The organism is Nonomuraea sp. NPDC049684 (assembly GCF_044465345.1).
Taxonomy (GTDB): Bacteria; Actinomycetota; Actinomycetes; order Streptosporangiales; family Streptosporangiaceae; genus Nonomuraea.
Map to the genome: position 1 here is coordinate 1,082,239 of NZ_JBITLO010000001.1, position 24,670 is coordinate 1,106,908.

The 24,670-nt window shown below is 68.7% G+C and carries 27 protein-coding genes; 11 read left to right on the forward strand and 16 right to left on the reverse strand.

The genetic code is table 11. The annotated features are described in order from the left end of the window. Positions 1-184 precede the first annotated feature (184 nt). Positions 185-649, reverse strand: a complete 465-nt coding sequence (locus ACIBST_RS04845) for a GNAT family N-acetyltransferase (protein WP_397169162.1) — start codon at positions 647-649, stop codon at positions 185-187. A 432-nt stretch (positions 650-1,081) separates the two neighbouring features. Here ACIBST_RS04845 and ACIBST_RS04850 point away from each other — a divergent pair, with 432 nt between their 5' ends. After that, positions 1,082-1,261 carry a hypothetical protein gene (locus tag ACIBST_RS04850; protein ID WP_397169164.1) on the forward strand — a complete coding sequence of 60 codons (180 nt, stop codon included), beginning with the start codon at positions 1,082-1,084 and terminating at the stop codon, positions 1,259-1,261. Here the strand turns inward: ACIBST_RS04850 and ACIBST_RS04855 are convergent. Next, a complete protein-coding gene (locus tag ACIBST_RS04855) occupies positions 1,236-2,411 on the reverse strand; it encodes a hypothetical protein (protein WP_397169165.1) in 1,176 nt (391 codons plus the stop codon). The genes ACIBST_RS04850 and ACIBST_RS04855 overlap by 26 nt on opposite strands. Positions 2,412-3,639: 1,228 nt before the next feature. Continuing rightward, positions 3,640-3,846: a cold-shock protein gene (locus tag ACIBST_RS04860; RefSeq protein ID WP_370019072.1), complete on the reverse strand. Its 207-nt coding sequence runs from the start codon at positions 3,844-3,846 to the stop codon at positions 3,640-3,642. A gap of 537 nt (positions 3,847-4,383) precedes the next feature. Here ACIBST_RS04860 and ACIBST_RS04865 point away from each other — a divergent pair. After that, positions 4,384-4,668: a DUF5994 family protein gene (locus ACIBST_RS04865; protein ID WP_397169167.1), complete on the forward strand. Its 285-nt coding sequence runs from the start codon at positions 4,384-4,386 to the stop codon at positions 4,666-4,668. Between the two features lie 161 nt (positions 4,669-4,829). Beyond that, on the forward strand, positions 4,830-5,150 hold the full coding sequence (locus tag ACIBST_RS04870) for an STAS domain-containing protein (protein WP_397169169.1): 321 nt from the start codon (positions 4,830-4,832) through the stop codon (positions 5,148-5,150). A gap of 478 nt (positions 5,151-5,628) precedes the next feature. Here ACIBST_RS04870 and ACIBST_RS04875 read toward each other — a convergent pair whose 3' ends face one another. Further along, on the reverse strand, positions 5,629-6,360 hold the full coding sequence (locus ACIBST_RS04875; RefSeq protein ID WP_397169170.1) for a TetR/AcrR family transcriptional regulator: 732 nt from the start codon (positions 6,358-6,360) through the stop codon (positions 5,629-5,631). Between the two features lie 145 nt (positions 6,361-6,505). Between ACIBST_RS04875 and ACIBST_RS04880 the strand changes: the two genes are divergently transcribed. Next, positions 6,506-7,060: a dihydrofolate reductase family protein gene (locus ACIBST_RS04880; RefSeq protein WP_397169428.1), complete on the forward strand. Its 555-nt coding sequence runs from the start codon at positions 6,506-6,508 to the stop codon at positions 7,058-7,060. Between the two features lie 40 nt (positions 7,061-7,100). Here the strand turns inward: ACIBST_RS04880 and ACIBST_RS04885 are convergent, their stop codons facing one another. The 3 genes from ACIBST_RS04885 to ACIBST_RS04895 all read right to left on the reverse strand — a co-directional run bounded on the left by ACIBST_RS04885 (position 7,101) and on the right by ACIBST_RS04895 (position 8,563). Beyond that, positions 7,101-7,577 carry a DUF6326 family protein gene (locus ACIBST_RS04885; protein ID WP_397169172.1) on the reverse strand — a complete coding sequence of 159 codons (477 nt, stop codon included), beginning with the start codon at positions 7,575-7,577 and terminating at the stop codon, positions 7,101-7,103. A 96-nt stretch (positions 7,578-7,673) separates the two neighbouring features. Next, on the reverse strand, positions 7,674-7,877 hold the full coding sequence (locus ACIBST_RS04890; protein ID WP_397169173.1) for a zinc-binding dehydrogenase: 204 nt from the start codon (positions 7,875-7,877) through the stop codon (positions 7,674-7,676). Then, positions 7,847-8,563: an NAD(P)-dependent alcohol dehydrogenase gene (locus tag ACIBST_RS04895; protein ID WP_397169175.1), complete on the reverse strand. Its 717-nt coding sequence runs from the start codon at positions 8,561-8,563 to the stop codon at positions 7,847-7,849. Before ACIBST_RS04895 ends, ACIBST_RS04890 begins: the two co-directional genes overlap by 31 nt. A gap of 166 nt (positions 8,564-8,729) precedes the next feature. Here ACIBST_RS04895 and ACIBST_RS04900 point away from each other — a divergent pair, with 166 nt between their 5' ends. The 5 genes from ACIBST_RS04900 to ACIBST_RS04920 all read left to right on the forward strand — a co-directional run bounded on the left by ACIBST_RS04900 (position 8,730) and on the right by ACIBST_RS04920 (position 12,855). After that, entirely contained in the window at positions 8,730-9,404 is a 675-nt protein-coding gene (locus ACIBST_RS04900) for a TetR/AcrR family transcriptional regulator C-terminal domain-containing protein (protein WP_397169176.1), read from the forward strand. 613 nt (positions 9,405-10,017) lie between these two features. After that, positions 10,018-10,143 carry a hypothetical protein gene (locus ACIBST_RS04905; RefSeq protein ID WP_397169178.1) on the forward strand — a complete coding sequence of 42 codons (126 nt, stop codon included), beginning with the start codon at positions 10,018-10,020 and terminating at the stop codon, positions 10,141-10,143. Between the two features lie 4 nt (positions 10,144-10,147). Continuing rightward, positions 10,148-11,218, forward strand: coding sequence for a hypothetical protein (locus tag ACIBST_RS04910; protein WP_397169179.1), 1,071 nt, complete (start codon positions 10,148-10,150; stop codon positions 11,216-11,218). A 423-nt stretch (positions 11,219-11,641) separates the two neighbouring features. Beyond that, on the forward strand, positions 11,642-12,268 hold the full coding sequence (locus ACIBST_RS04915; protein WP_397169181.1) for a ClpP family protease: 627 nt from the start codon (positions 11,642-11,644) through the stop codon (positions 12,266-12,268). Continuing rightward, a complete protein-coding gene (locus ACIBST_RS04920; protein ID WP_344473378.1) occupies positions 12,265-12,855 on the forward strand; it encodes an ATP-dependent Clp protease proteolytic subunit in 591 nt (196 codons plus the stop codon). The genes ACIBST_RS04915 and ACIBST_RS04920 overlap by 4 nt, the downstream gene beginning before the upstream one ends. A 27-nt stretch (positions 12,856-12,882) precedes the next feature. Here the strand turns inward: ACIBST_RS04920 and ACIBST_RS04925 are convergent, their stop codons facing one another. From ACIBST_RS04925 to ACIBST_RS04945, 5 genes are all read right to left on the reverse strand, one after another. Continuing rightward, positions 12,883-13,236: a helix-turn-helix domain-containing protein gene (locus ACIBST_RS04925; RefSeq protein WP_397169183.1), complete on the reverse strand. Its 354-nt coding sequence runs from the start codon at positions 13,234-13,236 to the stop codon at positions 12,883-12,885. 156 nt (positions 13,237-13,392) lie between these two features. Beyond that, positions 13,393-14,220 (reverse strand): alpha/beta fold hydrolase, encoded by an 828-nt coding sequence (locus ACIBST_RS04930; RefSeq protein WP_397169184.1) that lies wholly within the window; start codon positions 14,218-14,220, stop codon positions 13,393-13,395. Positions 14,221-14,381: 161 nt separating this feature from the next. Continuing rightward, the gene (locus ACIBST_RS04935; RefSeq protein ID WP_397169186.1) at positions 14,382-15,707 is read right to left on the reverse strand and encodes a hypothetical protein; all 1,326 of its coding nucleotides are present in this window, start codon (positions 15,705-15,707) and stop codon (positions 14,382-14,384) included. 783 nt (positions 15,708-16,490) lie between these two features. After that, the gene (locus ACIBST_RS04940; RefSeq protein WP_397169187.1) at positions 16,491-17,027 is read right to left on the reverse strand and encodes a TetR/AcrR family transcriptional regulator; all 537 of its coding nucleotides are present in this window, start codon (positions 17,025-17,027) and stop codon (positions 16,491-16,493) included. 55 nt (positions 17,028-17,082) lie between these two features. Next, positions 17,083-17,301 carry a WHG domain-containing protein gene (locus ACIBST_RS04945; protein ID WP_397169189.1) on the reverse strand — a complete coding sequence of 73 codons (219 nt, stop codon included), beginning with the start codon at positions 17,299-17,301 and terminating at the stop codon, positions 17,083-17,085. Positions 17,302-17,475: 174 nt separating this feature from the next. On the opposite strand from ACIBST_RS04945, the gene ACIBST_RS04950 reads away from it, so the two are divergent. After that, entirely contained in the window at positions 17,476-17,844 is a 369-nt protein-coding gene (locus ACIBST_RS04950; RefSeq protein WP_397169190.1) for a LysR family transcriptional regulator, read from the forward strand. On the opposite strand, the gene ACIBST_RS04955 is transcribed toward ACIBST_RS04950, so the two are convergent. Both ACIBST_RS04955 and ACIBST_RS04960 read right to left on the reverse strand, forming a co-directional pair. Beyond that, entirely contained in the window at positions 17,841-19,361 is a 1,521-nt protein-coding gene (locus ACIBST_RS04955) for an MFS transporter (RefSeq protein ID WP_397169191.1), read from the reverse strand. The two genes, ACIBST_RS04950 and ACIBST_RS04955, sit on opposite strands and share 4 nt — an antisense overlap. Next, entirely contained in the window at positions 19,358-20,386 is a 1,029-nt protein-coding gene (locus ACIBST_RS04960) for a fatty acid desaturase family protein (RefSeq protein WP_397169193.1), read from the reverse strand. Before ACIBST_RS04960 ends, ACIBST_RS04955 begins: the two co-directional genes overlap by 4 nt. A 272-nt stretch (positions 20,387-20,658) precedes the next feature. On the opposite strand from ACIBST_RS04960, the gene ACIBST_RS04965 reads away from it, so the two are divergent. Next, complete coding sequence (locus ACIBST_RS04965; RefSeq protein WP_397169194.1) at positions 20,659-20,955, forward strand: hypothetical protein; 297 nt, start codon at positions 20,659-20,661, stop codon at positions 20,953-20,955. A 271-nt stretch (positions 20,956-21,226) separates the two neighbouring features. On the opposite strand, the gene ACIBST_RS04970 is transcribed toward ACIBST_RS04965, so the two are convergent. Beyond that, positions 21,227-23,662, reverse strand: coding sequence for a PEP/pyruvate-binding domain-containing protein (locus ACIBST_RS04970; protein WP_397169196.1), 2,436 nt, complete (start codon positions 23,660-23,662; stop codon positions 21,227-21,229). 364 nt (positions 23,663-24,026) lie between these two features. Beyond that, the gene (locus tag ACIBST_RS04975; RefSeq protein ID WP_397169198.1) at positions 24,027-24,605 is read right to left on the reverse strand and encodes a TetR/AcrR family transcriptional regulator; all 579 of its coding nucleotides are present in this window, start codon (positions 24,603-24,605) and stop codon (positions 24,027-24,029) included. Positions 24,606-24,670: the final 65 nt, after the last annotated feature.

Below are 24,670 nucleotides of genomic sequence, written 5' to 3' on the forward strand. Positions count from 1 at the left end.
AACGATCACAATCAAGATCAACGAGAGTGCGCGGGCATCGTCACTTTGCGACGTTACAAGACAGGCAACCCCGGCAGCCCGCCGGGGTTTCTCTGTCTCGTCCGGGCAAGAGCCTGATCCTGGTCAGGGCCTACTGCAAGATGTCAGGTGGCTTCGACACAATGGTCTCCGCGTTCGTCCAGAGTCACTCTGCGTTTTCGGCGCTCTGGGGAGAGCGGAGGTAGAAGACCTCGGGATCAGCCTCATCGAGGCCGTGCACCATCCCCACCGCGCGCCAGCCGGCCCGCAGGAGCAGCCGCTGCATGGGATGGTTGGACAAGTTCGTCGACGTGAACAGCTTCGCGGTTCGGCATGAGGCTGCTGCAGCCTTCAGAAGCTCCGCGCCGATGCCGTGCCCCCGGGCGGACTCGGCCACCATGAGCATCGTCACGAAGCCCTGCTCGAAGAAGGTGTACTCGACGACGCAGTAGCCGACCAGCCCAGCGGGACTGTCGGCCACCAGGACAGACCCGTCGCGACACCAACGCTCGATGCTGCCGCGCCGCTGGCCGCCATCGGATCTCGCGACCGAGTCAAGATTCACCAGGGACTCTGCATCAGCCGCTCTGCCAGGTCGAACAGACAGTGGGCGGAAGTCGTCGGCGTCCATGGGGCGATCTTCCTCCTGTCGCAAGGTTGGTCCGGACGTTGCGTGACCGGCGGCAAGGTGGATCCGGACATCGCAAGGTTCACGCGGACGGGGCATTTCTTCATGCCCGCGACCAGGATCGCGCTGGCCAGTGCGGTTGGCGGGGCGATCTACAGCACCGTCCCTCCGGGCTTCGGCGTGACGTCCGAGCGGGCGCAGGATTGGCCGGACCGCCGGACGGTCACGGCAAAGCCCATGCGATGTCCGGCCTCACGCAGGAGCGCCAGCGCCACCTGGACGGTGCCGGTCGCATCGGTGCGGCGTCCGGAACGCGTCTCGGTAGCGCTCAGGCAGGCGGCAAGGACGGCCGTGGCCGGGTGTCAGGCCTGGTCGTGGAGTTGAATGCGGGTGGTTTCGGCTTGTTCGGCGATGGTGGCCAGGACCGGGCGGGACGTGCTTGTCGCGGAAGGTGTCCACAAGCTGGTCCAGGACGGCGTCGGCCTGCTTGAGGTCGTGGTCGTGGGCGCGGGCGTGCGCGCGGGCCAGGCGGCGCATGGTGGCGTTGAGGGTGATGTCGTCGACCCCGGCGTCGGTGCCATGGAGCCGTTCACGACCCGGCGTCCCTGCGAGTGACCCAGAGGTTCCCCTGGCTCAGCGCCCAGACCTCGCGGGTGCCAGGACGTTGGGACAGCCGCATGCCCAGCCCGAAATCCTCCTCCGTATCGGGTAGCTTGATCGGCTCGTGGCGCCGGCCGGTGACGTGTTCGAGGGCGGTGTCGTCGAGGGAGGTGAGCCAGACGCCACCCTGCCCATCCGGGGCCAGGTCGGCCTCTCTGTTCGGCAGTGCCACCTTCCCCGTGTGCCACGACCAGGCCGAGCCGTTCCAATGGGCCAGGACCTGCCGCCCGGGCTCCGAACCGTCGCTCGCGTACCAGGTCCAGTAGGCGGCCACCCAGACGTCATCAGGCCCGGTCGCGACCATGCTGTCGCACGCGAGCCAGGCCCTCGGCTCTCCCTTCGGATGGGGCAGCGCCAGGTCGGGAACGCGCTGCCACCGCCCGCGATCCCATCGTGCGAGCTGCAGGCGACGTGCACCCTGGACCCCCGCCGCCCAGAGCGCGCCCCCATGCCCTCGCGCGAGCACGTCAGCCTCCGCCACCGGTGTGTGGGCGGAGAGCTTCCCCTTGGTCAGCCGGACGGTTCTCCCCCGGGCGTCGATGAACCACGGATCGGCGCCGCTGACGGTCAGCGCCTTGGCCTCCTCGGCCGGGTCCTCCGTTCGGACGGTCCGCGCCTCCCATCCGCTGCCGTTCCATCGAGCCACGCAGGACACCTGGTCATTCTTCTCCAGCCGTTTGCCGTACACCCAGAGGCTGCCGTCCTCGGTCACGTCGACCTTGGACAGGTGGTCCGAGCACCTCCGCGGCGGAGCGACCACATGCCACGTACCCGCGTCGTACCGCCACACCTTCCCCCGGCGCTCGGTGTCGGTCGTGACCAGGCACCCCTGTTCCTTGTCCAGATAGGGCTTCACCGGCGCCTCGGCCGTGCCGACCACCCAGACTGTCCCGTCCCGATTGACCGCCAGGTCGTCGGGAAACCCGTCCTTGACGGCCATGGCGAGCTGCCAGTCATCGATGCGATCGGTGTAGGCGGTCTTCTCCGGCCCCGTGGGCGGCAGCCGGCCGTCGCAGATGGGGGTGGATGTCGGCTTGGCCGGGGCGGTCGGGGACGGTGGGGCCGCCGCCGGCGTGGCCGAGCAGCCGCAGAGAAGGATCGACACTGCCAGCACGGCCGCACGTAAGGATCCGGGCATCGGGCCACTTTCAAAGATCATTTTCCTGCCCCTTCGCGCGTTGGATTCTCCATGCTGCCAAGGTGCGGTGCGGGCCGACGATCATGCGCGAGGTAGCGCAGGGGATCACGCCTGCCGCACGGACCCTGTCGCTGTCCGACGAATCGGAGCTGGAGGAACGCGTCGGCGGCGCCGCAGTCCATCAGGGTCGGGAGCGCGACGCCTCGCCGTCCGGCATCTTCAGCACCCTACGGCGGGTCTCGAGGACGAGCGTTCCGTTCGGAGATGCACGAGGCCGAGCCTCCCGGAGGTGGTCAGGGCGGCCTCGACGGCTGCCTGGTCGTCCTGCTCCTTGGTGACGTCCGTCGGCGCGAAGAGGACGCCGGACTCGGCGGCGAGGGCCCTGGCCCGACGTCTCGTCCAGGTCCGCGATCATTACCTGCCCGCCATTCCGGGCGAAGCGCCGTCCTTGCCGGAAGCCAGGCAGGAATTTGCATCGCCCCGGGGCGAGACGCCGATGCTCCAGAGATCCGCGACCACGTCCTCGCGCACGGCTCCACCGTCGCCGGCCCGGATGAGGTCGCGAGTGAGGACCGCTCAGGCGATGCCGTTCAGCGCCCGCCGACTGGGCCGAGAGCCGCCGGCGGTGGCTCAACCTGCACCTCGTCCGGACCGTGCTCGCGCTCGCGGCGTTCGCCTGCCTCATCGTCGTCCAGACCTTCGACCGCGGCTGACCCGTCTGTCCGGGTGTCAGCGGCGACTCGCAGCACGGCTACGCGATCGCCGGCGGCCTGACCTCCAAACGGGGATGAAGGTCTCGTCCAGCATGACTGGACGTGGTGGGTGCGAGTAGGCGACGAGGGAGGGGGCTGCGGCGGACCGCGGCACCAGCGCGGTCAGCACGCTTTCGCCAGTGGAGGCGGGATCGGCGACGGCTCGCCGGTCACCGTTCTGGGAGCACTGAGCAGATCGGGCTGTCCCGTCGTTGATCAGGTCCTCTCATCGATCTTCCACTGGTGTGCCACAGCCTGGCTTCCAGGAGCGCGGTCAGTTCGCCGGCCGGACGTTCTGCCTCGGTCCCGGAGATGGCATGCTCGATTCGCCGTGCCAGCTGTAGATCTCGTACTGCCGATCGCCCTACGTACAAACACGAGGCCGGAAACGAATCAGGGTTCGCACCCGTGAAGGTGCGAACCCTGATTCGTGGCGCTATTCGTCAGGCGGCAACGATGTTCTCGGCCTGCGGGCCCTTCTGGCCCTGGGTGACATCGAAGGCCACCTTCTGGCCATCCCGCAGCTCGCGGTAGCCGCCCTGAGAGACGATGTTGGAGTAGTGCGCGAAAACGTCGGCGCCGCCGCCGTCCTGCTCGATGAAGCCGAAGCCCTTTTCAGCGTTGAACCACTTCACGGTGCCAGAAGCCATGTCGATCTCCTTTTCGCAGGTGCAAGCCGAAATCCGCGATGCACGAATTCCGCGTCGCCGAGATAGGCCCACACCCGGAGAAGACCGGAAAACAAAAATGCACCCGAGGCCACATACCGTCAGGTGCACACAAGTTCATTATGGGTACCACAACTGCAACTGCTTTCACCCTAGCACACACGACAGCCCGTGATACGCAGCCCCCCGCCGCTCATGCGCCTGGTCACGAATCACCTCCTCCAGGTTTCTGTCACCTCATGCAGCTAATTGTCCTGAACTGCCTGGCGCCCGTGCCCGACCAGCCAACGCCCTGACCGTCCACACATCGTCGCTCCACGGGCATGCGTCGCGGGGCGAGGATCCAGCCCCCGTTTTCTTGCGATATCAGCCACTTACGCTGCGGGAATTACGGAATCCTGGAAGTCGTGAGGTAGGGTGAAACTACCGAAGACTTTTCGAGCGTCGGCACTCAGGTCTGCGTCGCCTTCGGCGAACCACCACCGGCCCCCTGAACGGGCCCGGACAGGCCCGGCGATCATGATGTCGACACTTCTCTTTCATCCCGCACGGCTCAGCATCGACCCGGCGCCGAATCAGCGAAACGTGGCGGACAGGGCTCGGCGGCTCTCCTCCCCTGACGCGTCCGCCGAGTTGCCCGGTCTCGTCGCCGCGGTCGGCGAGCTGCTCGATCGAGTCACGCTCCGCATCGGCATCCATGGCGATATGTGGCAGAACATCCCGCGCCGGATCCCGGCGCGCGGGCGGCCCGCGGGCGCCGCCGAGGCCACGCTCAAGCTCACCGCACAGGCGGCGCAGGCTTGAGCATCGACGCCCATCCTCGCCCCCGCGCACTCGCCGGCCCGACTCCGGTACGACCTGCATGACCTGATCGAGCAGACCAGGTGTCCCCGAACTGACACCGGGCCGGTCCTCGACAGGCAGGCATCTCATGACCCTTCAGCTTCTTCCGTGAGGAGAACTTCATGACCGTCATCGACATCGCCCCGCAGGCTGTGAGCGCCTCGGCGCCGACTCTCGTACAGCTGTCGGGAGACATTGACATCTTCACCACAGCTCGGCTGCGCCAGCGGCTGATCAGCGCCCTGGATCACAGCACCGACCTGCTCGTCCTGGACGTGTCCCGGGTCACCTTCTGCGGTGCCGGCGGGATCGGCGTGCTGATCGGCGTGAAAGGCCGGGCGCGGGCACGGGGTGTCACGCTCGCCCTGCGCGGCGTCTCACCGCGAATGGCCCGGCTGCTGCGTGTCACCGGACTGGACCGCCAGTTCCCGACCACGGCGTAGCGGCGCACCGGCCATGACGCCCCGACAGGCGGACGCCATCGCCCTCGTGTCCATCGGCGCACCCCCTCAAGCATGCGCTTGGTCGACTTCTGAGTCATCGGCCGCGCCCGCGCCCCCGTCAGGCCTGTGCCGCTTCACGGCTCGTCGCATCGTGCTTGACCTGCGGCCTTGACCTTGACTCGGGTGTTCGGCTGGCTGGGGCGTGGCCAGGCGTCCAAGGATGTCGAGATCACGGTGCGCCGGCCGAAGCCGGACTGGGCCGATCGGGCACTCTTGGCGGCCTGACCGACATGGCTTCACCACGTCCCAGCCCGCAGACGGGCTGCGGCCCCTGCGCGAGCCGAGAGCGACGACACCGGCCAATAAGACCCTCAGGGCCCCGAACAGGCCCATGACATGGCTTCGAGTCCCCCGTCGTTGTCCGACAGCGGCTTAGCGACCGCACCACTCCGTCCGTCCCGGTCGGGCGCGCTGCTTCTTACATAGAAGCTGCTGGTTCGTCGCCGTTTCGGGTGCGTCGGGTGATGGTGTGTTCGAGGCCGTCGAGGAGGGCGTGCAGGCCGAACTCCTGGGTCGTGGCGGCCGAGGGGGTGGCCATGGTGGTGGCCAGCAGCGGGAAACGGTCGGCGTTGCGAAGTAGCAGGTCGCGCATGATGGGGGCGGCGCCGCCGTTCGTCCAGGTCTGGGTGCCTTGGGTGGCGGCCGGGTGGGTGGCGCGGATGTGGTGGGAGACCAGCATGACCGCGTCCAGCCGTTCGCGTTCGGTCAGAGGCGTGTCGGTCAGGGCGCTGAGGGCTCTTTCGGCCCATCCGGTTTCGCGTGGACCCATGACGCGGTCGCCCACGGTGATCGACGGCAGCCAGGGGTGGCGTCGCCAGGCGGCGGACAGTTGGCGGGCGTACTCTTCCAGCTTGGCCCGCCAGTTGGTCAGGCCGCTCAGGTCGGGGGGTGTGCCGACCGCCGCCTCGACCATGATCGCGATGAGCTCGGATTTGCCGTTGACATAGCGGTACAGGGCCATTTTGGTGAGGCCGAGCTCGGCGGCCACCCGATGCATCGAGACCGCTTCCAAGCCCTCGGCATCGGCGACCTTGACAGCGGCGTCGGCCACCTGCGCGAGGTCGAAGGCAGGCCTGGGGCCCCTGGTGCGCGGCTTCCGCAGGCCCCACAACAGTTCGGCCAATGCCGTCGGATCCTCGTTAGCCGACATCGCAGCCTCCCCTTGTAAAAACTGTCTCCAGGATACACAGTGTCTTCGAGACACAGTTAGTGCGCCGAAGCCGGAGCAGGCGGCGTGACTGAGGAGTCACACCGTCGCAGACGAGGAGCGGACCATGTCCAAATCAGTGCTCGACATGTCGATGTCGCTCGACGGGTACGTCGCCGATCCCAACGACTATCTCGGTGGCGAGGACGGCGAGCGGCTGCACAAGTGGGCTGACGCGGGCTCGCAGCCCGGTCCGTCGTCCGAGGCGATCCAGCGGTTCCAAGCCGAATGGAAGGCGGCCGGCGCGGTCCTGGCAGGGCGGCGGACCGCCGAACTCATGGATCACTGGGGAGGCGATCACGACGGTCTCCCGATCTTCGTCCCCAGTCACCGGCCGCCCAGCCCGGCCGCCCGTTGGGGTCATCCGCTGGTGACGTATGTGAACGACGGGATCGCAAGCGCGATGGCGCAGGCGAAGGCCGCCGCCGGGGGCCGGGACGTCCAGGTGCGTGGCGGCGCCTACACGGTGCGACAGGCACTTGAGGCCGGGGTGCTGGACGAGGTGCAGATCCATCACATCCCGGTGCTGCTGGGCGCCGGCCACCGGCTGTTCGACGTCCTGCCGTCGGAGATCGAACTGGAGATCGTTCAGGTGATCGACACACCGGAGGCCACCCACATCCGGTACCGCGTCCGCCGCTGAGCCGAACCGGTGCGGTTACCTGTGAATCGACTACGGATGCCTACTGGCGAAGGCCGGTCGTCACGGGATCGGCCGAGACCGCAGCGGTCCGAGGCCATGTCCAGGCGGAGCGCAGGACGAAGGCCAGGAGCAGCACCTCGATTCCGATGGACAGGCCGTAGAAGGAGGCCCAGTCCCAGGACTCCCCCGCCGCGTTGACCACCGAGTAGGGGATGTAGAGCGATGCGACGACGAGGTTCGTGACGCGGTTCATGCGGGCGGGCAGCGTCATGGAGAGCATCACCATCAGGGCCGGGATCGCCACGGACGCGAGCATCATGGTCAACAGCGTCGGGCTGATGTCGAGCCCGAAGACGACGCCGGCCAGGATGTCGCCGACGGCGCCGGGCTTGTAGAGGTGGAAGTAGTCGACGTAGATGTAGAGGAACATGAAGCTGGTCCAGGCGGCGGCGAGCTTGGCCTGCACGGGGATCGGCGGGTTGTCGAGCACGTTCGGGGTTTTCGTTCCGACGGTCATCGGTTCTTCTTTCGAGAGGAGCGGTCCGTCCACCGGTGTGGCGGCAGGTTCGGGCGTGCATGCGCACGGGTCGGGTCGTTCTCGCCGGCCCGGCCGTCAGACGGTGACGACGACCTTCCCTCGGGTGTGGCCGGCCGCGACGTGGCGGAGGGCGTCGGCTGCCTCGTCGAGGGGGTAGGCGCGGTCGATGACGGGCGTGATCTGCCCGGTCGTGAGCAGTTCGGCCAGGACGAGCAGGTCCTGGCGCTTCTCGATCGACGTGAAGGGCTTCAGCCGCTGACGGGTGAACCCGGACAGCACGCGCGCTTTGACGATCCGGCCGAGGGGGCCGGGCTTCCACGTTGTCGAGGATGACGTCGTAGCGCTTCCCGGTGAGGGTGAAGTTCGGTTCTCGTGTAGTCAACGACCTGGTCGGCGCCGAGCGACCGGACCAGGTCGACGTTGCGGGTGCTGCACACACCCGTCACCTCTGCGCCCAACGCCTTGGCGATCTGTACGGCGAAGGAGCCCACGCCGCCCGACGCCCCCGTGACCAGCACCGTCTGGCCCGGACGAACGTTCGCGACGTCGCGTAAGGCCTGTAACGCCGTCATCGCCGACGTGGGCACCGCCGCCGCCTGCACGACCGACAGATTGGCGGGCGCGGACACGAGGTTGTCCGCCGGGACGCGGGCGTACTCCGCGAGCGTTCCGGCGGTGCTCCAGCCGAACACCTCGTCGCCGGGACGGAGAGCGGTGACATCCTTCCCGACCGCTGCCACCACGCCGGCGAGGTCCCTGCCCGGGATGCCGTGGCGCGGCCGGCGGAGCCCGAACGCCAGGCGCACCACGTACGGCACGCCGGTCATCACGAAGCAGTCGCCAGGATGGACCGAGGCCGCGCCCACCCGGACGAGCACATCCCCTCGGCCCGGCAGCGGCAGCTCGACCTCGGACGACCTGAGCACCGAGGGCGGGCCGTAGCGGAAATGGACGGCGGCCCGCATCGTCGGCGCCCCGGCCGGACTCGCCCCCGGCGCCAGGCGTTCGATCCCCACCGAAGCCTCCTCACGTCCGAGCTGCGGCTGTCGCAGGTTCGTACAGCGTACTTCGTACGCCGTACTATGGTAGTACGCTGTACGATTGTCAAGCCGTTCGAGAGCGAGGAGAACCGTGTCTGCGAGGGAACGACGCCAGGTCGCGTCAGACGCGGGGCTGAGCAAGCGGCGGGTGGTGGCCGAGGCGGTCCGGCTCGCCGACCAGGAGGGGGTCGACGGGCTGAGCATGCGCCGGCTGGCCGGCGCGCTCGGCGCGGGCGCGATGTCGCTCTACTACTACGTGGCGAACAAGGAAGAGCTGCTGGACGCCATGATCGACGTCGTGTTCGAGGAGATCGAGCTCCCGCCCGAAGAGGCCGACTGGCAGTCGGCGATGCGACGGCGATCGGTATCCGCCCGGCAGGTTCTCGCGCGCCACCCGTGGGCGATCGGCCTGATGGAGTCGCGGACATCCCCGGGGCCCGCGAACCTCCGCCACCGCGAGGCGGTCACCGCCTGCCTGCGGAGGGCCGGTTTCTCGGTCCTGATGGCGACGCACGCCAACTGGCTGCTCGACAGCTATGTCTACGGTTTCGCCCTGCAGGAGGCCAGCCTGCAGTTCGACACGGCCGACGAGTTCGCGGACATGACCGAGGACGTCTTCCTGCCCCAGCTTCCCTCTGACGAGTTCCCCTTCCTCAACGAGTCCGCCGCGGCGCTCCTCGCCGCCGGCTACGACCCGGCGGAGGAGTTCGTCTTCGGCCTCGACCTCGTCCTGGGCGCCCTCGAACCCCTGAGAGCCTCCGCGTAACGACGCTCACGGACCGCGCTCGTGGGCGTGGCCAGACCGGAACGGCTCCCCCGGCACTGCACGTCGTGCGGAGGGCAGCTCGTGTGGCCACGTTCGAACCTCATGCCCCCTTGAAGAGGACGCCTACCAGCGCACCGTGACCGGTCAGCACAAGGTGATACAGAAGGGGCCCGCTGTTGGCGCAGCGGGCCCCCAAGGTCGAGGTGTTCCGTGGTCGAGACGGATGAGTCCCCTTCGAAAAGTTCACCAACACTCAGGCGAACTTTCCTCCATTGAAGCGGTACAAAATGGACATCGGTAGCATGTGTGGCATATTCGCACGCTCGCGAATAGCGGCGTCCAACTTCGAACGCTGCCGAACAGCGGCGAACGCCTCCGAACATCGGCGCCCACCAGCATTTATCGGCTCCGCGCATGGAAGCCGAGCAGGCGTGCGGCATAGGCCATCATTGGTTCAACGCCCCTGATTCCGGACGGTTGGCGCCGACGGGATCACAAGCTTTTCGGGGCCTTTTCCGTGGTCGAGCCCGTCAACAAGTAGGTGATCCCCTCGATGTTCTCCGTTCGTTTCCGATTCCCAGGTGCAGGCGTCGTCATTCTGATCATCGTCATCGTGTTCACAGTGACACTGCTGCGCCTGGGTTATGAGCCGGAGGCAGTACTCGCGCTGATCGCGGGCGCTGCGGCGGTGGCGGTCAAGGCCACGCAGCAGCTCCTTCCCCGGTCGAAGACGATCTAAGCGAATGGTGGTTCGCAAGGGTGGTGAAGACCCTCAGCGCCAGGCAGGGAAAGTAGCGGCGGACAACTCGTTGTTCCGAATGCGAGAAGCGTTGCAGACCCTGGCGTCGGCGGAAGAGGATCGTGCGCGTGCGCTAGGCCTCCTGGTCGCCGCCGAGAAGCAGCACAAGCGCTCCGAACGGGCTCTGGCAAGGGCCGAGGAAGGGCGTGAGCAGGCGGCACTTGCTCTGGCCACGGCCAAGAAGGACCGCATGCGTGCCGTACGGATCCTGGCCGAAGAAACCGACCAGGTGTATGCGAGAGTCGGATCGCTGGACGCCAGGGAGAACAGTGCGGTTGCGCGTGCGGAGGGAGAGCTGGCAGATGCCGATGCTCGTAGCGCGAGTGCCGAAGACGGTTTGGTGCACGCCGACGCCCGATACAGGGACGCGATGGCGGAACTGGGCCGGACCGACGCTCTACGGGCGCGTGCCGAAGAAGAGCTGACGCACGCCGATGTCCGGCGTGCACAGGCGGAGAAAAGGCTGAGGCTTACTGAGCAGCAATACAATCTCACTGAGCAGCAGTACAAGCGCGTGATGGCTGAGGCAGGGGTCGCTCGGGCCGCGGCCACAACCACGGCGATAGAGTCCCACATCGGAAGCTTCAGCAGTCAACGGCCGAATCCAGTGGAGGCGAGCGGGCCGCCGGAAATGCCGTTCGGACCGCCGGCAGACCTTCCCGGCTATGTTCTGAAGCCGGATCCGCTGTCCGCGCGAACTCCCGCCGAGTTCGTGGAACTGCTCAAGCAGTACCGAATCTGGGCGGGCGAGCCTAGCTATCGGGAAATCGTCCGGCGTGCTCGCAACGCGTTCGGCGCAAGCACACTGTGTGAGGCCCTGAAGTCCTCCCACCTGCCGCCCGAGAAGCTGGTCCGGGCCTTCGTCTGGGCATGCTCCGGCTCTGAGGAGGACCTGCAGGCGTGGACCACCGCCTGGCGGCGGCTACGCATGAAGCACCAGCGGCCTCAGAACGAGACGCTGGCCGGCGTCACGGCATTGCCCCTCAACCAGGAGGCACCTGGCCTCGCCGGCTGAGGATGCAAGACGGGGCTTCTGGCGGGCCTGCAAGAAAGCCCGCCAGAAGCCCTGAAGGGGTTGAGCAAGAACTTCTCAGAAAACCAGCGGTAGCCGCTCTAACCCAGAAAGGTCAGCATCGAAAAGACGCCAAGACCGACCTGAGGACCAAGGCGATATCGGCAAGCAGACTGACCCCGCTCCGGCACGCCCAGCTCGGCCACCAATGACAGTTTCCCTCCACCAGAAGTTCGCCTCGACAAGCGGAGCCGAACGAAACCGTGCCCATTCGACCATCGAACCCGGCCCGGCAGTCGGCCCGCGCTCCCCGAACCGGCCGGCGATCGCGCTGCCCTTGCTCAGGAGCTCTCGCGCTGCTCACAGCAGATCTGCCCCAGGCAGATCGTGTCGACGCCGGCCCGGATCGCCTCCCAAGATGGACGCATGAGCGAAGAATCGACACCTCCGCTGTTCAACACGCGAATGAGACGCGAACTCTATGAGCAGCGTGTCCTCATTCTCGACGGCCCTCTCGACGACGACAACGGGACCCTGCTGGCCACCCAGCTGATGGCGCTCGCCACGCAGGATCCGTCGTCCGACATCGCCTTGTGGATCCATTCCCCAGGCGGCTCCGTCCCGTCGATGCTCGCGATCCGCGACATCATGCGCCTCATTCCCTGTGACGTGTCGACCCTCGTCCTGGGCATCGCTTACAGTGCCGGGCAGTTCCTGCTGTCGTCGGGGGCCCGTGGGAAGCGCCGCGCTCTGCCGCACTCACGCGTGTTGATGCACCAGGGCTCGGCGGGAATCGGCGGCACTGCGGTCGACATCGAATTGCAGGCCGGCGACCTCCGGCATACGCGCGACACGGTGCTCGGTCTGATCGCCGAGGACACGGGTCAGCCTGTCGAGCGCATTTTCGAGGATTCTCTGCACGATCGTTGGTACACGGCACAGGAAGCACTGGACTACGGCTTCATCGACGCCATCGTGCAGAACTTCGACGAAATCGCGCCACAAAACCGCCCGCGGCTCGGATTCGGCGTCACCCAAGGAGTCGGCCAGTGACCTCATACACGATCCCGAACGTCATCGCCTCGAACCCTCGCGGCGAGCGGATCATGGATGTCTACTCTCACCTGCTCACCGAGCGGATCGTCTACCTGGGCACCGCGATCGACGCGGGCGTCGCGAATGCTCTCATCGCGCAGCTGATTTTCCTGGAATCAGACAACCCCGACGCGGAGATCCAGTTCTATATCAACTGCGAAGGCGGAGACCCGAGCGCGATGCTCGCGATCTACGACACCATGCGCCATATCCGCCCACGGGTTTCGACGACCTGTGTGGGACAGGCCGTCGCGGTGGGTGCCGTACTCCTCGCCGCGGGCGCCGAGGGCAAACGCGCCGCTCTCCCCCACGCACGGATCATCCTGCACCAGCCGGCAGCCCAGGGGCGCGGCGCGATCCCCGACCTCATCTTGCAGGCCGACGAGGTCGTACGTGTCCGGGCGGACATCGAGCGCATACTTTCACGGCACACCGGCCAGACGGTGGAGACCCTGCGCGCCGACACCGATCACGATCGCGTGTTCACCGCTACCGCGGCCATGGAGTACGGGCTCATCGATCAGATCATCGAGGAGCGTTCATAGACCCGTGGACAACCCCGGCAAGCCGCGCTACGCGGCCAGAGCATACGCCGCCGAGCAGGTGGCGCCTCTGGACGCGCCCTGCGGAGCAGGCCGCAGACTCTCGGCAACGGCAAGGGTCAGATCGACCAGGGTCACATCCAGCGCCCCGGCGACCGCGGCGATCATCTCGCTCGACGGCTCCTTGACGCCTCGCTCGATCTCGGAGAGATATTGCGGCGAGACTCCGGCGCGGCTTGCCGTCTCGCTCAACTTCTCGCCCCGCTCATGGCGAAGCCCTCTCAAGCGCTCACCGAGCACCTGCCGCCACAGCGGCTCGCGAGCCGGAGACGGCTCGGGGGCGGTCCGATCGATCGCTGGACGCGACGGCAGGGATGAGGCCATACCTCACCATAGATCGATGGCGCGTTCGAGCTCTGTCGGCTTCGCGCAGAGCAGAACCAGCTCCGCTCCCCCTTGCCCAGCCTCAGCCCGTTCGCGCGCGCACCGAGCGCCTGGTCAGACGGCATTCCGGCAGGCGACACATGGCCAGTGCAGGCATCAGGGATCACGGGTCGACGTCGGCCCCGCCGCCGTGAAGTCCAGCAGCAGTTCGCCGATCGTCTCGGGGGCTTCCAGCATGGGTAGGTGCCCGACGCCGGGCAGCGATTCGACCCGCGCGCCCGGCACCGCCTCGTATCGGTGCGCCGACGACGGCTCCCAACGGGGGTCGGCGGCACCGAAGATCACCTGCACGGGGACGCCGAGGGCGGCGAGCCGCTCGGGCACGCTCCGTTCGGCGATGTAGGCGGTGTTCTGGCGCAGCACCGTCCTCATCACGCGGTAGGTGATGCCGCGTACATCGGCGACCACGGCGTCCGGGAGGTCCACGGGGCGAACGGCCATCGCGCTGATCCCCTTGCGGATCATCGCATCCGAACGCCTCGGCCATATGAGCGGGCCCAGCGGCGGGGCCAGCAGCGCCCGGAGGATGAACGGCTGCCGGAGGAGCGCATCCGGACTCGGGCCGCTACTGATCAACGCAAGCGAACCCACGAGGTCGGGACGTTGCTCGGCCAGCGCCGTGGCGACGTAGCCGCCGCTGGAGTGCCCGGCCACGGCGACGTGGCGAAGCCCGAGGTCGTCCAGCAGCGCCGCCACCTGACCCGTCTGCGCGGGCACGTCATACGACGGCGCGGGCGGGGACTGGCCGCAACCCGGGAGATCGATCCGGATGACGTGATGGTGACCGGTCAGCGTCGGGACCACCGGGCCCCAGAAACCGCCCGAGGCCCCCGACCCGTGGATGAGCAACAACGGCGGCGCCTGCCGCGGGCCGTCATGGACCACGTGCATCCCGTGCGAACGTGCAATGTCGTATCGACTCATGCGGCGACCATGCACGCGCGGCCCGCCGCCAGTCTTGGACGAATGTTCCCGCGCAGTCGAAGACCGGCGGCCTTCACCAAGACGGGGCATGACGAGCACCCGAACGAAGAGTCCCGCCGGCAGCGGCATCGAGGCAGACACCCCGCCCGGCCGCAGGGCGTTCACAGGTACACCGGGTGCGTTCGGCCGCTGCGGGCGACGTTGACGCGTTCCTCGCGGCTCGCCCGCGACCCCGCCACGATCAGGCGGCCGTTGATGGCGCCGAGTTCGAGGTCGTGCCGCAGCGGCGCCTGCCCGTCGTCGGCCTCCAGTACGGGGGCGGCGCAGTACTCCTGAACCAGCCACCCCTCGGCCAGCGCGACATCGACGCTGGCGTTCCAGTCGGGCGCCTCCCGGCCCACCACCACGCCCCTGCCCCGTGTGTCCAGCGGTCGTTTCAACACATAGCCATCAGGACAGCCGCGAATCAGGCCGACCGTGGCGAGATCGCAAGTGGCGAGGTTGCGCGACCAGGGAATGCTGCCCTGCACCAGCGCATAGTCCGCCGGGTCGAACAGGTCCGCGAAGCGCGGGTCGGACAAGACGGCCAGGCACAGTTTGTTGTCGCCGATCAGCCTGGCCCGCAACCCGTTGGGCACGAACAGCGCCCCCGAACACACCGCCCGCACGTAGGACTGGAGCCGGGACCGCAGCCGTGCCATGTCCTGCATGCCGATCTTGGCGTAGGCGCACTCGACCACCTGCCCGCCGACGACGGCACGACCGCCGACCAGGCGCATCTCACACGGGTCGGCCTCCACGACGCCGATGCCCAGGGCGTTCAGCGCGTGCGCGTACCCGTCCAACTCGGTGCGATGGCCTCCCTCCGGCCGCAGCAGCGCCACCGTCTCCGGACGCCGCCCCATTTCCTGCTCGGCCACCTGCAGTAACCAGCGTCCCAGCCAATGCGGCACTTCGCCGGGCAGCGGCGGCGGCACCTGGACACCGGCCGCAGTCAGCAGCGGCCGCCAGCGCGCGCACTGGCTGCCCTTGCCCAAGCCCGCGGGGCAGTTGGCGTTGGTCTCCAGCACCTTGAGGGCGCCGTCAGGCTGCGGCATGACGTCCAGCCGCATCACGTGTACCCGCCCGGCCGCGAGCACCTCCCCTGCGAACTGCTCGGGCCTCAGCCCCGGAGGCCAGACCAGCACAGTGCGCAGCCGCGGATCGTGCGGATAGGCAGTCACGATCGTCTCGATGAGCCGGTGGTAAGCGGCTACCAGCCGCTCCAGCGGTTCTCGCCAACCCGCTCTGATACACAGCGGCGGCCCGGGCTTGGCCGCCGCCCGCTCCGGCCCGTCACGGACGACCAAGTCGCCATCCGCCGGTGCGGGCATCTCCAGCCGCGCCGTGGCCGCACGTACCCGAGCCGGAAACTGCTCGTCCCAGCCCGGCCAGCGCGCGCCGGTGCTCGGCGCCGAGTCTTCCTGTCTTGGGGGCGACACGGACATGCACCTCTACATGAAGTGTGTTCTTGCCTACGATGGTTATCGCGGTATGTCCGCTCGCTGGTCAAGGTTCGGGGGCGGACCTGCAGTGGAACCGGTTCGTACGGTAAGAGCTTTCCCTCAGGCTGGGACGGGGCCTGTAGGGGCGGTTAGCTGTACCGACCACAGAGGTCAGGCACGCGCACGGCACGATGTCGATGACCTTGTGAATGGGTGTACGACCGCGCCTCCGACGACGTCGAAGGGGTGACCGGCGTGCCGGCCGGGACGATCGAGGCGTTCGTGGACGCTACCCCGGTCGGCGAGCCCAGACCGACAGCGCGTTGTTTCTCCGCCGCCCCGAGCCGCCGACCCGCGAGAAGTCGGCTGCGCGGTTCGTGACCTCGGCCGGCGCCGCCTGTCCGCAAGGTCTCCACTCTCACCATCGGGCGACTGCGACAGATCGCCCTCGGCACCAGGTGGTGGCACGCCGTCCGATGAGGCCACTCTCCTGTCGGCGAAGGCTCGCAAGTTCGTCAGGCGCAGTTGGCTCCCCAGATCCACGTCCGCGTCACGCTCAAGGGATGCTCGACCACGAGGGCGAAGCGATGCGCCTGGCCGCGCTCGGCTGCCGGGCGGGCATGCCTTCGCACGGAGTGGCCAGTTCCGGCCGTCTGGTCACCCCCGCCGGAACCAGGCTGCTGCTCGACTGCGGGCCCGGAACCGCCCTTGAACAGGGTGTCTCCGGTGAAGAGGACTCCTTGGTCCGCCGCGTGCAGGCGTCGGCAACGCTACGGGGCAATGCAGCTAGCCGGCGGCCGCCTGGGCGACCGACCGGAGTCCGGCGGCCAGTTCCTGGGCCGTCGGGGCGTTGTCCGGGTCGATCTGCCAGCGGACCAGCAGGCCGATGAACAAGGTCAGCAGCACCTGCCCGCCCGCCGCGTCCTGGCCGGGCAGGCGATGGCTCAGCTCGCGCTGGGCGAGCGCCTGCCCCTCGGCCAGCCGGGTGCGCACGTCGGGCAGGTGCGGCGCCTGGGCCAGTGTCTCGACGTTGGCCCGCCAGACCATCGGGTTGGCCTGGAACGACTCGATCAGCCGGGCCCAGAACTCCTCGAACCACTTGGCCGACTCGTCAGGGAAGGCCTTGAGCACTTCGGCGACCGCCTGACCGGTGACTTCGATCATCGCCTGGGCGAGCAGGGCGTCCTTCGAGCGGTAGTGGTAGTTGATCGCGGCCAGGTTGCTGCCGGAGACTGCCACGATGTCCCGGACCGTCGTGCGGGCGTAGCCGCGCTCGGACAGGCACTGTTTGGCCGCTGCCAGCAAATCCTCGGGGACTCCCATCAGGTGATCTTACCAGCGCCACGAACAACTGTTTCAAACAATCGCTTGCCCTCGGTCACAGGGCGGACCATTGGCGGAGCAGGGCGTGGAGGCCGCGCGACCAGTACGCATCGACCTCACGCTCGGTCCGGCCGAACCCGCCCGCCGTCTCCAGGGTGACGTAGCCATGGAAGGTGCTGTGCAGCGCGCCCTGGGCGGCCAGCAGCCGGGCGGTCGCCGCTCCGATGCCGCTGGAGGGCCCGGTGACGATGGCGACGCGGGTGGAGAGAGTCATGGTGTGGTCCTTTGTGTCGTTGGCGGTTCTCGCACGTCCGACTCTCGCGGCTGGTCAATTCGGGAGAAAAGCCAGACGTCCGAACAGAGGTGCGGGCGGTGGCCCTGGAGCGCAGCGAGATCGAGACCTTCTGGCCCTCGCCCAGGAACTGCACTTCGGCCGAACGGCCGACTGGTGTCGCGCGCCCACGTCAGCCAGACCGTCCAGAAGCTGGAACGGCGCGTCGGCGTTCCGTTGTTCGAGCGCTCCACCCGCCGGGGCCGGCTGACTCCGATCGGCATCCAACTGCGGGACGGCCTGGCCCCCGCCACCGGACAACTCGCTTTCAGAACGGCCGAGGTGTTCCGCGAACGGCACCCGGACTGGCCGACCGTGCTGGCGGTGTCGTCGGGCCGTCGTCGTCCATTCCCGAACACCTGCGCGCCGCCCGTCGGGGCGGTGGCCGGCACCTTTCAGGAGGTGCTCACCCTGGTGGGGGCGGGCACGGGCGTCTTTCCCTGCGGGGCGAAGGGCGTCCGGTACTACGCCCGTCGGTGCGTCTAGCGCATCTCGTGCCTCGCGGGGTGGTTCAGGCGAGGATGTGGCCGGTTCGCCTGCCGTACGGCACGCAGCATGACCGGCGCGGCGAGCGCCATCAGGACCAGTGCCACCGCCGCGGCGATCATGGCGTAGTGCTGGCCCTGGGTGAACGCCTCACGCGCGGCGGCCGCCACAGCGGTCCCCGCCGGCTCCGGCAGGTGGCGCGCCGACTCCAGAGCGCCGCCGAGGGTGTCCAGGGCCGGGGCCGGAACGCCGGTGAGGTGCGCCCGGTAGACGGCGGTGCCGATGCTGCCCAGCAGCGAGATGCCGAGCGCGCCGCCGAACTCGGTGGCCACCTGCGACAACCCGGCGACCGAGCCTGCCCGCTCCGGCGGAGCGGTGGCGATGATCAGGTCGGAGGAGACCGTCAGGACGAGGGTGACACCCCCGGCCATCAGCATGATCCCGGCGATCAGCAGACCGCTCTGCCCGGTCACGTCCAGCCTGGACAACAGCGCGAATCCGCTCGCGCCGACGAGCAGCCCGGCGCAGACCACCAGCCCCGGCCTGACCTTGCGGACCAGCACCGGCGCGAGCCCGGCGGCGAGCATCGCCATGCCCGCCGAGGGCAGGGCGTACAGACCGGCGACGAGCGGCCTGGCGCCCATGACCATCTGCAGGTACTGCGTGGTGAAGAGGCTGGAGCCGACCATGGCGAAGACGCCGAGGGTGTTGGCGCCGATCGCGGCGGTGAAGGCGCGGCTGCCGAACAGGCGCACGTCCAGCATCGGATCGGCCATCGAGCGCTGCCGCCGCACGAAGGCGGCGCCCATGACCGACCCGGCGACGATGGCCAGCACCGGCGCCCAGCCGAGGCCGTCCTGCGCGATGTGCTGGATCCCGTAGATCGTGGGCAGGATGGCGCCCAGCGACAGGGCCACGCCGAGCAGGTCGAACCTGCCCGGACGCGGGTCGCGCGACTCGGGCAGCAGCAGCGGCGCCAGGATCAGCAGCAGCGCCATGACCGGCAGGTTGACCAGGAAGACCGAGCCCCACCAGAAGTGCTCCAGCAACGCGCCGCCCATGAGCGGGCCCAGCATGGCGCCGCCGGCGAAGGCGCCGGTCCAGATGGCGATCGCGACCCGGCGCCGGCCGTCGTCGTGGAACATGTTGCGGATCAGCGACAGCGTCGAGGGCATCAAGGTGGCGCCGCCCACCCCGAGCAGGGCCCGGGTGACGATCAGCAGGTCGGCGCTGGGAGAGAACGCGGCCACCGCGGAGGCGGCGCCGAACGCCGCGGCCCCCGCCATCAGCAGGCGACGCCGTCCGACCTGGTCACCGAGCGTGCCCATCGGCAGCAGCAGCCCGGCCAGCACGAACGGGTAGATGTCGATGATCCACAGCAGCTGGGAGCCGCTCGGCGCCAGGGAGGCGCTGATGAACGGCAGCGCGTACGACAAGACGTGCAGGTCAACGGAGATCAGGAGCACGGGCAGGACCAGGACGGCCAGCCCGATCCACTGCTTGCGTCCGGCTTTCATGAACGGCCTTTCTCGCGGAGGGGTGCACCGGCGTGGTGCAGGTGACGCAGGGCCTCGGCGTGCGAGGCCGCGAAGCCGACCTCGTGGTACGGCAGGCCGAGCTGCCCGCAGTAGGCCCGCACGATGGGCTGGGCCAGGTGGAGATTGGGGGCGGGCATGCTGGGGAACAGGTGGTGCTCGATCTGGTAGTTGAGGCCGCCCATGGCCAGGTCGATGAGGCGGCCGCCACGCACGTTGCGGGTGGTGAGCACCTGCTTGCGCAGGAAGTCCAGCTCCGCCGTACCCGTCAGGGTGGGCATGCCCTTGTGGCCGGGGGCGAAGACGCAGCCCATGTAGAGGCCGAACAGACCCTGGTGGACGGCGAAGAAGATCAGTGCCTTGCCGGGCGGCAGGACCCAGACCAGCGCTCCCAGGTAGAGGACGAAGTGGGCGAACAGCAGCGCGCCCTCCAGGACGCGGTGTCTCATCCAGGGCCGGCGCAGGGCGCGGACGCCGCCCAGGTGCAGGTTGAGCCCTTCCAGCAGGAGCAGAGGGTAGAACAGCAGCGCCTGCCTGCCGCCGATGAGCCGGGCCAGCCGGCGGCTGTCGCGGGCCTGCTCCTGCGACCACACCAGGACGTCGGGAACGACGTCGGGATCGAGGTCCTCGTGGTTGGGGTTGGCGTGGTGGCGGGTGTGCTTGTTCATCCACCAGCCGTATCCGAGGCCGATCCCGAGGTTGCCGCCGAGCCGGCCGAGGATCTCGCTCGGTCTCCTGCCGAGGAAGATCTGCCGGTGCGCCAGGTCGTGCATGACGAGGGCGACCTGGGCGAAGACGATCGCGAAGCCGGCCGCCAGCGGCACCTGGAACCAGGAGTCGCCGAGCAGGAAGAAGGCAGCCACACCGGACAGGTAGAGGGCTGCCACCACGCTGATCCGCCGCAGGTAGTGGCGGGGGCGGCGGTCGAGGAGCCCAGCCTGTCTGACGCGTCTGGACAGGCGGCTGAAGTCGCTCACGGCTGTGGCCGTTGCGGTTGCTTGTGCCATGCCTGGGACCATACACACGTTTGGAACGTTTGTGCAAAACACTTGTTTGTGACGATTGTTTGACTAGAATGAGCGCATGATCGAGAACGCCGCATACGCGCTGACAGCGTTCGAGACACACGCCGGCTGGGCGCACGAACCGGACAAGGGATACGAGACTTCCTGGCGGCGGCGATCGAACTGCTCGCCCACGTGGCCGGCATCGAAGTCGTCGCCCCAAGTGCCGAGACGCCGCCAGGGCCGCTGCACGCCGTCCGGAAGCGGGCCGCGGGATGACGGCCCTGCCTCCGCTCAGCCTGCGGCAAGCCCTGCTGATCGTGGACGCGGTGAACGGGCTGCCCTCCGTCGACCGCCTGACCAGAGAGCGGCTGCTGGCGCAGGAAGTGGCGGCAGTGATCGCCTTGGGTGCGCCCGAGGTGTGGGCGGCGGACGGGGCTGCCTTGCTGGACATGATCGAGGCCTGGACGACGAGCCAGAGCCTGGCGGTCATCGATGCGGCCGAGCGATTCTGGGCCTGCACCGAAGGTGGTTATGAGCAAGGGCTGCGGGCCGTGGGACTGTTGCGGTGAGTTCTCACAGCCGGTCATGGAACTGACCGATCCCCAGCAGCTTCACGGATGCCTATGCCAACAACAATCCCGTCATGTGACCCATCTGGCCGGCTGACAGAACCACACCTCGTGCGGCAGACACGTCACGCCTGCAGCCGATCAGCGATCAGGCTGCGGTTTCCCTTCCGCCCCTTGCGTTTCCGGCACTGCGGGACCTCGACCATCCGCCCCAGGGCGTACGCGCACGCACGGAGCAGGGCGGCATCCCGCGACCACATCTCGCAGGTGATCATTCCGGTTCCAGGCGCACCGTGCCCGCTGTTCCGTCAATGGAGATCAGCTGCCCGGTCTTGATCTCGTTGGTGGCGTCACGGACGCAGATGACGGCCGGGATGCCGTACTCGCGCGCGACAGTGGGGCCGTGCGCCACCGGAGAGCCGGTCTCGGTCACGAGGCCCGCCGCGGTCATGAACAACGGCGTCCATCCAGGGTCCGTGGTGGGCGCCACCAGGATCTCGCCCGGCTCGATGCGCGCGCCGATCGGGTCGCGGATCACCCGCGCCCTGCCGGTCGCCTGCCCGGCCGCTCCGGACATCCCGGCCAGCACGCCGTCCTGCATCGGCGGGGCGGGGGCGAGTGCCTCGACGTCCGTCCCGTCGGACAGCAGGGCGCCGGGCACGGCACGCCGACGTAGCTCCCGCTCGTACTCCGCGCGCCGCGTCGCGGCCAGTTCCCGCTGGTCGGCCCCATCGTGGGCAGCGGCCCAAGCCTCGTCCAGCGTCAGGAACATGATGTCGTCGGCGCGCTCCAGCCGATTCCGGCCGGCCAGGTCGGCGCCGGCCCGCAGGAGTTGTCGCCGGCACGCCTGGATCGCGGGCAGCCAGGCGTACTTCGCGATCTCCCGAAGCCCGGTGAGCTGACGCGAGCGGCGCATGAAGAACACCGCCAGCCGGCCCCGCACCGGCCGCCTGCGCCGCGCCCGCCGCGCCAGCGTCTCGACCATCTGCTCCGCCTTGACCGCCGCCGCGTTGAAGCGCACGTCGGGCGCCTGCTCAGGATCGCCGCTGCGCAGGTAGTTGGCGATGACGGCGTACAGCGGCGCCGGGTCCTCGTCCCAGTGAGGCACGCCGACGTCGATCTCGGCCGCGGCGCGCATGCCGTACTTGTCCAGGAAGTCGCTCATGCCGATGTCCGGCAGTTCGCCCGCGAAGTAGCTGGCGGCGAGGTCCTCCGGCGGGGTGTCCAGGAACAGGTCGCGGTGCTCGCGCGCCCGCACGGCCAGGTCCCAGAGCTTGAGATCCATCTCGGTGGTCACGTTGTACGGCATGCCGCCGAGGACGGTGTCGAGTTCAGCGTCCGTCGCGACGCCTTTGAGCAGGACGGCCGGCATCGTCCCGGCCACCATGCCGGTGACCAGCGGCCACAGGATCCCGTTCATGTCGAGGCTCATGACCGCCTTGTGGGAATCCTCGATGACCCAGCGCAGCCGCTCCGCGGCCGTGGCGGACTCGCCCGGTGGGACGATCATCCGCTTGATCTCCGCGACCCCGCGAAAGGCGCGGGCCCGCGCACGAGCCGGGTTCGCCAGGCTCGACGCCACTCCGGCGATCCCGGCGGGCAGCATGCGCAAGGCGCCCTTGAGCACGGTGCCGACGTCGAAGGGGAGGCCGGGCCGCGGCGCGAACCGTGGGTCATCGAGCATCCGCAGCACGGCGCTCTGGACTCTCGGCCCGTAGACCTCCAGGGAGGTCCCGATGCGCTTGCGCGTGGTCTTGTTGCGCATGAAGTCGGTCGCGTCGAAGTAGATCCGGCCGCCGATGGGGACCAGCCGGGGCAGCGGGTCACGCCGGTCGATCCTGGCTCCCGCTGCCTTGAACCACAGGCTCCCGCCCGCCTTGAGCAGCGACACGCCCATCGGAGTGCATGGGCGGAGCATGCCCTGCATGTGACCGAACTCCAGATAGAGCCGTGTGTCGCCGGTGTCGGGCGGCAGCGGGAAGAGTGTGGTGACCGGCCGCGACTGCAGCAGCCACAGCACACCGCCGGCGTCGATCGCCCACTCGATGTCCTGCGGCGAGCCGAAGTGCTCCTGCAGGCGCAGCCCGGCCGCGCGCAGGTGTTCGAGTTGCTGCGCGCTCAGGCAGCCGTCGGAGTTCGGTACGGCCGACGCCCCCCGCCCGAGCACGTAGTGGTCCGGCACCACGGTGCCCTCGACAATGGCGGTCCCCAGACCGGGGGCGGCGTCGATGACCGTCTCCGTACGGCAGCCGGTGATCGGGTTGGCGGTGAACAGCACGCCCGCCACGACCGGGTCCACCATGCGCTGCACCACCACCGCCATGGCCGCCTCGCCGACGCCCGCAGCCGCCCGGTAGGCGACGGCGCGTTCGGTGAACAACGAGTCCCAGCACCGCCGGACTGCGGCGATCAGCTCACCCGTTCCCTCGACGTCGAGAAAGGTGTCCTGCTGACCGGCGAAGCTGGCCTCCGGCAGGTCCTCGGCGGTGGCGCTGGAGCGTACGGCCACCCGCCCGCCGCCGAGCCGCTCGTAGGCTTCGGCCAGCTCCTTCTCCGGCAGATTCCCGGACCGGTAGGACTCGACGGTCAGGCAGAAGCCGTCGGGGACGCGTTCCCCCGCTCTGATCATCTCCCCGAGGCCGGCGCCCTTGCCTCCCACGAGGTCGATCATGGAGCGGTCGATGTCAGAGAGCGGGATCAATTCCATGACGCCTTCTCCTCCGGGCCGGCGACATCACCACATGTCCGACCAGACTTCCCGACGCTAACACCGCCAGAAAACGTGCACCAGGCCACGTCTTCACTGTCGCTCGGCAGCTCCCCACGGCACTCTCGTGCAGCGGCCCAGGAGTGCCTCGCCTGCCACTGCATCGGGACCGTTCACCCCATGCGGCACCATCGGGCCATAGGCCGCGCCATGAAGGTCGTTGACTTGTACCCGCTTCGACGATCGACGGGAAAGCACGCAGCAGCGCACGCTTCGCGGCATGAGAGTGGTTTCCGACATCAGCACGGCCAAACGGCTGAGGAATGACTCGGCAGGCGGCCGAGGAGCGGGTGAGTTGGTCCAGTCAGCCCAGCGATGCGCTCGCGGCGCGCAGCTCGTCGAGGGCCTTCAAGAGGTAGGCGGCGAACCCGACCTCGGGGGCACGGTCGCCTTCGGACCATTCGGCGTACCCCCGCTTGAAGGCGAGGACGCCCAGCTCGCTGGCGAGGGCGGCGGTCGGATCGGGCACGCCGCGGGCGACCAGGGCGGCGGTCATGGCGGCCGCGAGGCTGACGCTCTTGAGAGCGTCGCGCTCCTGAAGTTCGGCGCTGGCGGCGACGGCCGCCTTCAGCCGCGGGGCGATCTCCCGGCTCATCGGGCCCATCGCGGTCGAGGCGCGCTCCAGGCCGGCGGCGACCGCCTCGAGCGGGCTGGCGTCGGCGGGCGCCTCGGCGATGCCTTCGGTCAGCAGCCGGCTCAGCGTCTCCTGCCCGGCGACCAGCAGCTCGCGTTTGTCGGGGAAGTGCCGGAAGAAGGTGCTCTTGGTGACCCCGGCGCGCTCGGCGATCTGCGCGACCGTCGTGGCGTCGTACCCGTGCTCGGTGAACAGGTCGACGGCCGCCATGACGAGACGTTCGCGCGCGCCCGGCTCCCATCGTCCCATGGCGCCCATCATACGTGATGGGACACTTGTCCCGTCACTCTGCTACGGTGATGGGACAAGAGTCC

Coding starts and splice junctions, on each gene's coding strand:
- ACIBST_RS04845 (WP_397169162.1), bottom strand. CDS start 649: ATGGACGCCGACGACTTCCGCCCACTGTCTGTTCGACCTGGCAGAGCG.
- ACIBST_RS04860 (WP_370019072.1), bottom strand. CDS start 3,846: ATGGCTTCTGGCACCGTGAAGTGGTTCAACGCTGAAAAGGGCTTCGGC.
- ACIBST_RS04865 (WP_397169167.1), top strand. CDS start 4,384: ATGATGTCGACACTTCTCTTTCATCCCGCACGGCTCAGCATCGACCCG.
- ACIBST_RS04870 (WP_397169169.1), top strand. CDS start 4,830: ATGACCGTCATCGACATCGCCCCGCAGGCTGTGAGCGCCTCGGCGCCG.
- ACIBST_RS04875 (WP_397169170.1), bottom strand. CDS start 6,360: ATGTCGGCTAACGAGGATCCGACGGCATTGGCCGAACTGTTGTGGGGC.
- ACIBST_RS04880 (WP_397169428.1), top strand. CDS start 6,506: ATGTCGATGTCGCTCGACGGGTACGTCGCCGATCCCAACGACTATCTC.
- ACIBST_RS04885 (WP_397169172.1), bottom strand. CDS start 7,577: ATGACCGTCGGAACGAAAACCCCGAACGTGCTCGACAACCCGCCGATC.
- ACIBST_RS04895 (WP_397169175.1), bottom strand. CDS start 8,563: ATGCGGGCCGCCGTCCATTTCCGCTACGGCCCGCCCTCGGTGCTCAGG.
- ACIBST_RS04910 (WP_397169179.1), top strand. CDS start 10,148: ATGGTGGTTCGCAAGGGTGGTGAAGACCCTCAGCGCCAGGCAGGGAAA.
- ACIBST_RS04915 (WP_397169181.1), top strand. CDS start 11,642: ATGAGCGAAGAATCGACACCTCCGCTGTTCAACACGCGAATGAGACGC.
- ACIBST_RS04925 (WP_397169183.1), bottom strand. CDS start 13,236: ATGGCCTCATCCCTGCCGTCGCGTCCAGCGATCGATCGGACCGCCCCC.
- ACIBST_RS04930 (WP_397169184.1), bottom strand. CDS start 14,220: ATGAGTCGATACGACATTGCACGTTCGCACGGGATGCACGTGGTCCAT.
- ACIBST_RS04935 (WP_397169186.1), bottom strand. CDS start 15,707: ATGTCCGTGTCGCCCCCAAGACAGGAAGACTCGGCGCCGAGCACCGGC.
- ACIBST_RS04940 (WP_397169187.1), bottom strand. CDS start 17,027: ATGGGAGTCCCCGAGGATTTGCTGGCAGCGGCCAAACAGTGCCTGTCC.
- ACIBST_RS04945 (WP_397169189.1), bottom strand. CDS start 17,301: ATGACTCTCTCCACCCGCGTCGCCATCGTCACCGGGCCCTCCAGCGGC.
- ACIBST_RS04955 (WP_397169191.1), bottom strand. CDS start 19,361: ATGAAAGCCGGACGCAAGCAGTGGATCGGGCTGGCCGTCCTGGTCCTG.
- ACIBST_RS04960 (WP_397169193.1), bottom strand. CDS start 20,386: ATGGCACAAGCAACCGCAACGGCCACAGCCGTGAGCGACTTCAGCCGC.
- ACIBST_RS04965 (WP_397169194.1), top strand. CDS start 20,659: ATGACGGCCCTGCCTCCGCTCAGCCTGCGGCAAGCCCTGCTGATCGTG.
- ACIBST_RS04970 (WP_397169196.1), bottom strand. CDS start 23,662: ATGGAATTGATCCCGCTCTCTGACATCGACCGCTCCATGATCGACCTC.
- ACIBST_RS04975 (WP_397169198.1), bottom strand. CDS start 24,605: ATGGGACGATGGGAGCCGGGCGCGCGCGAACGTCTCGTCATGGCGGCC.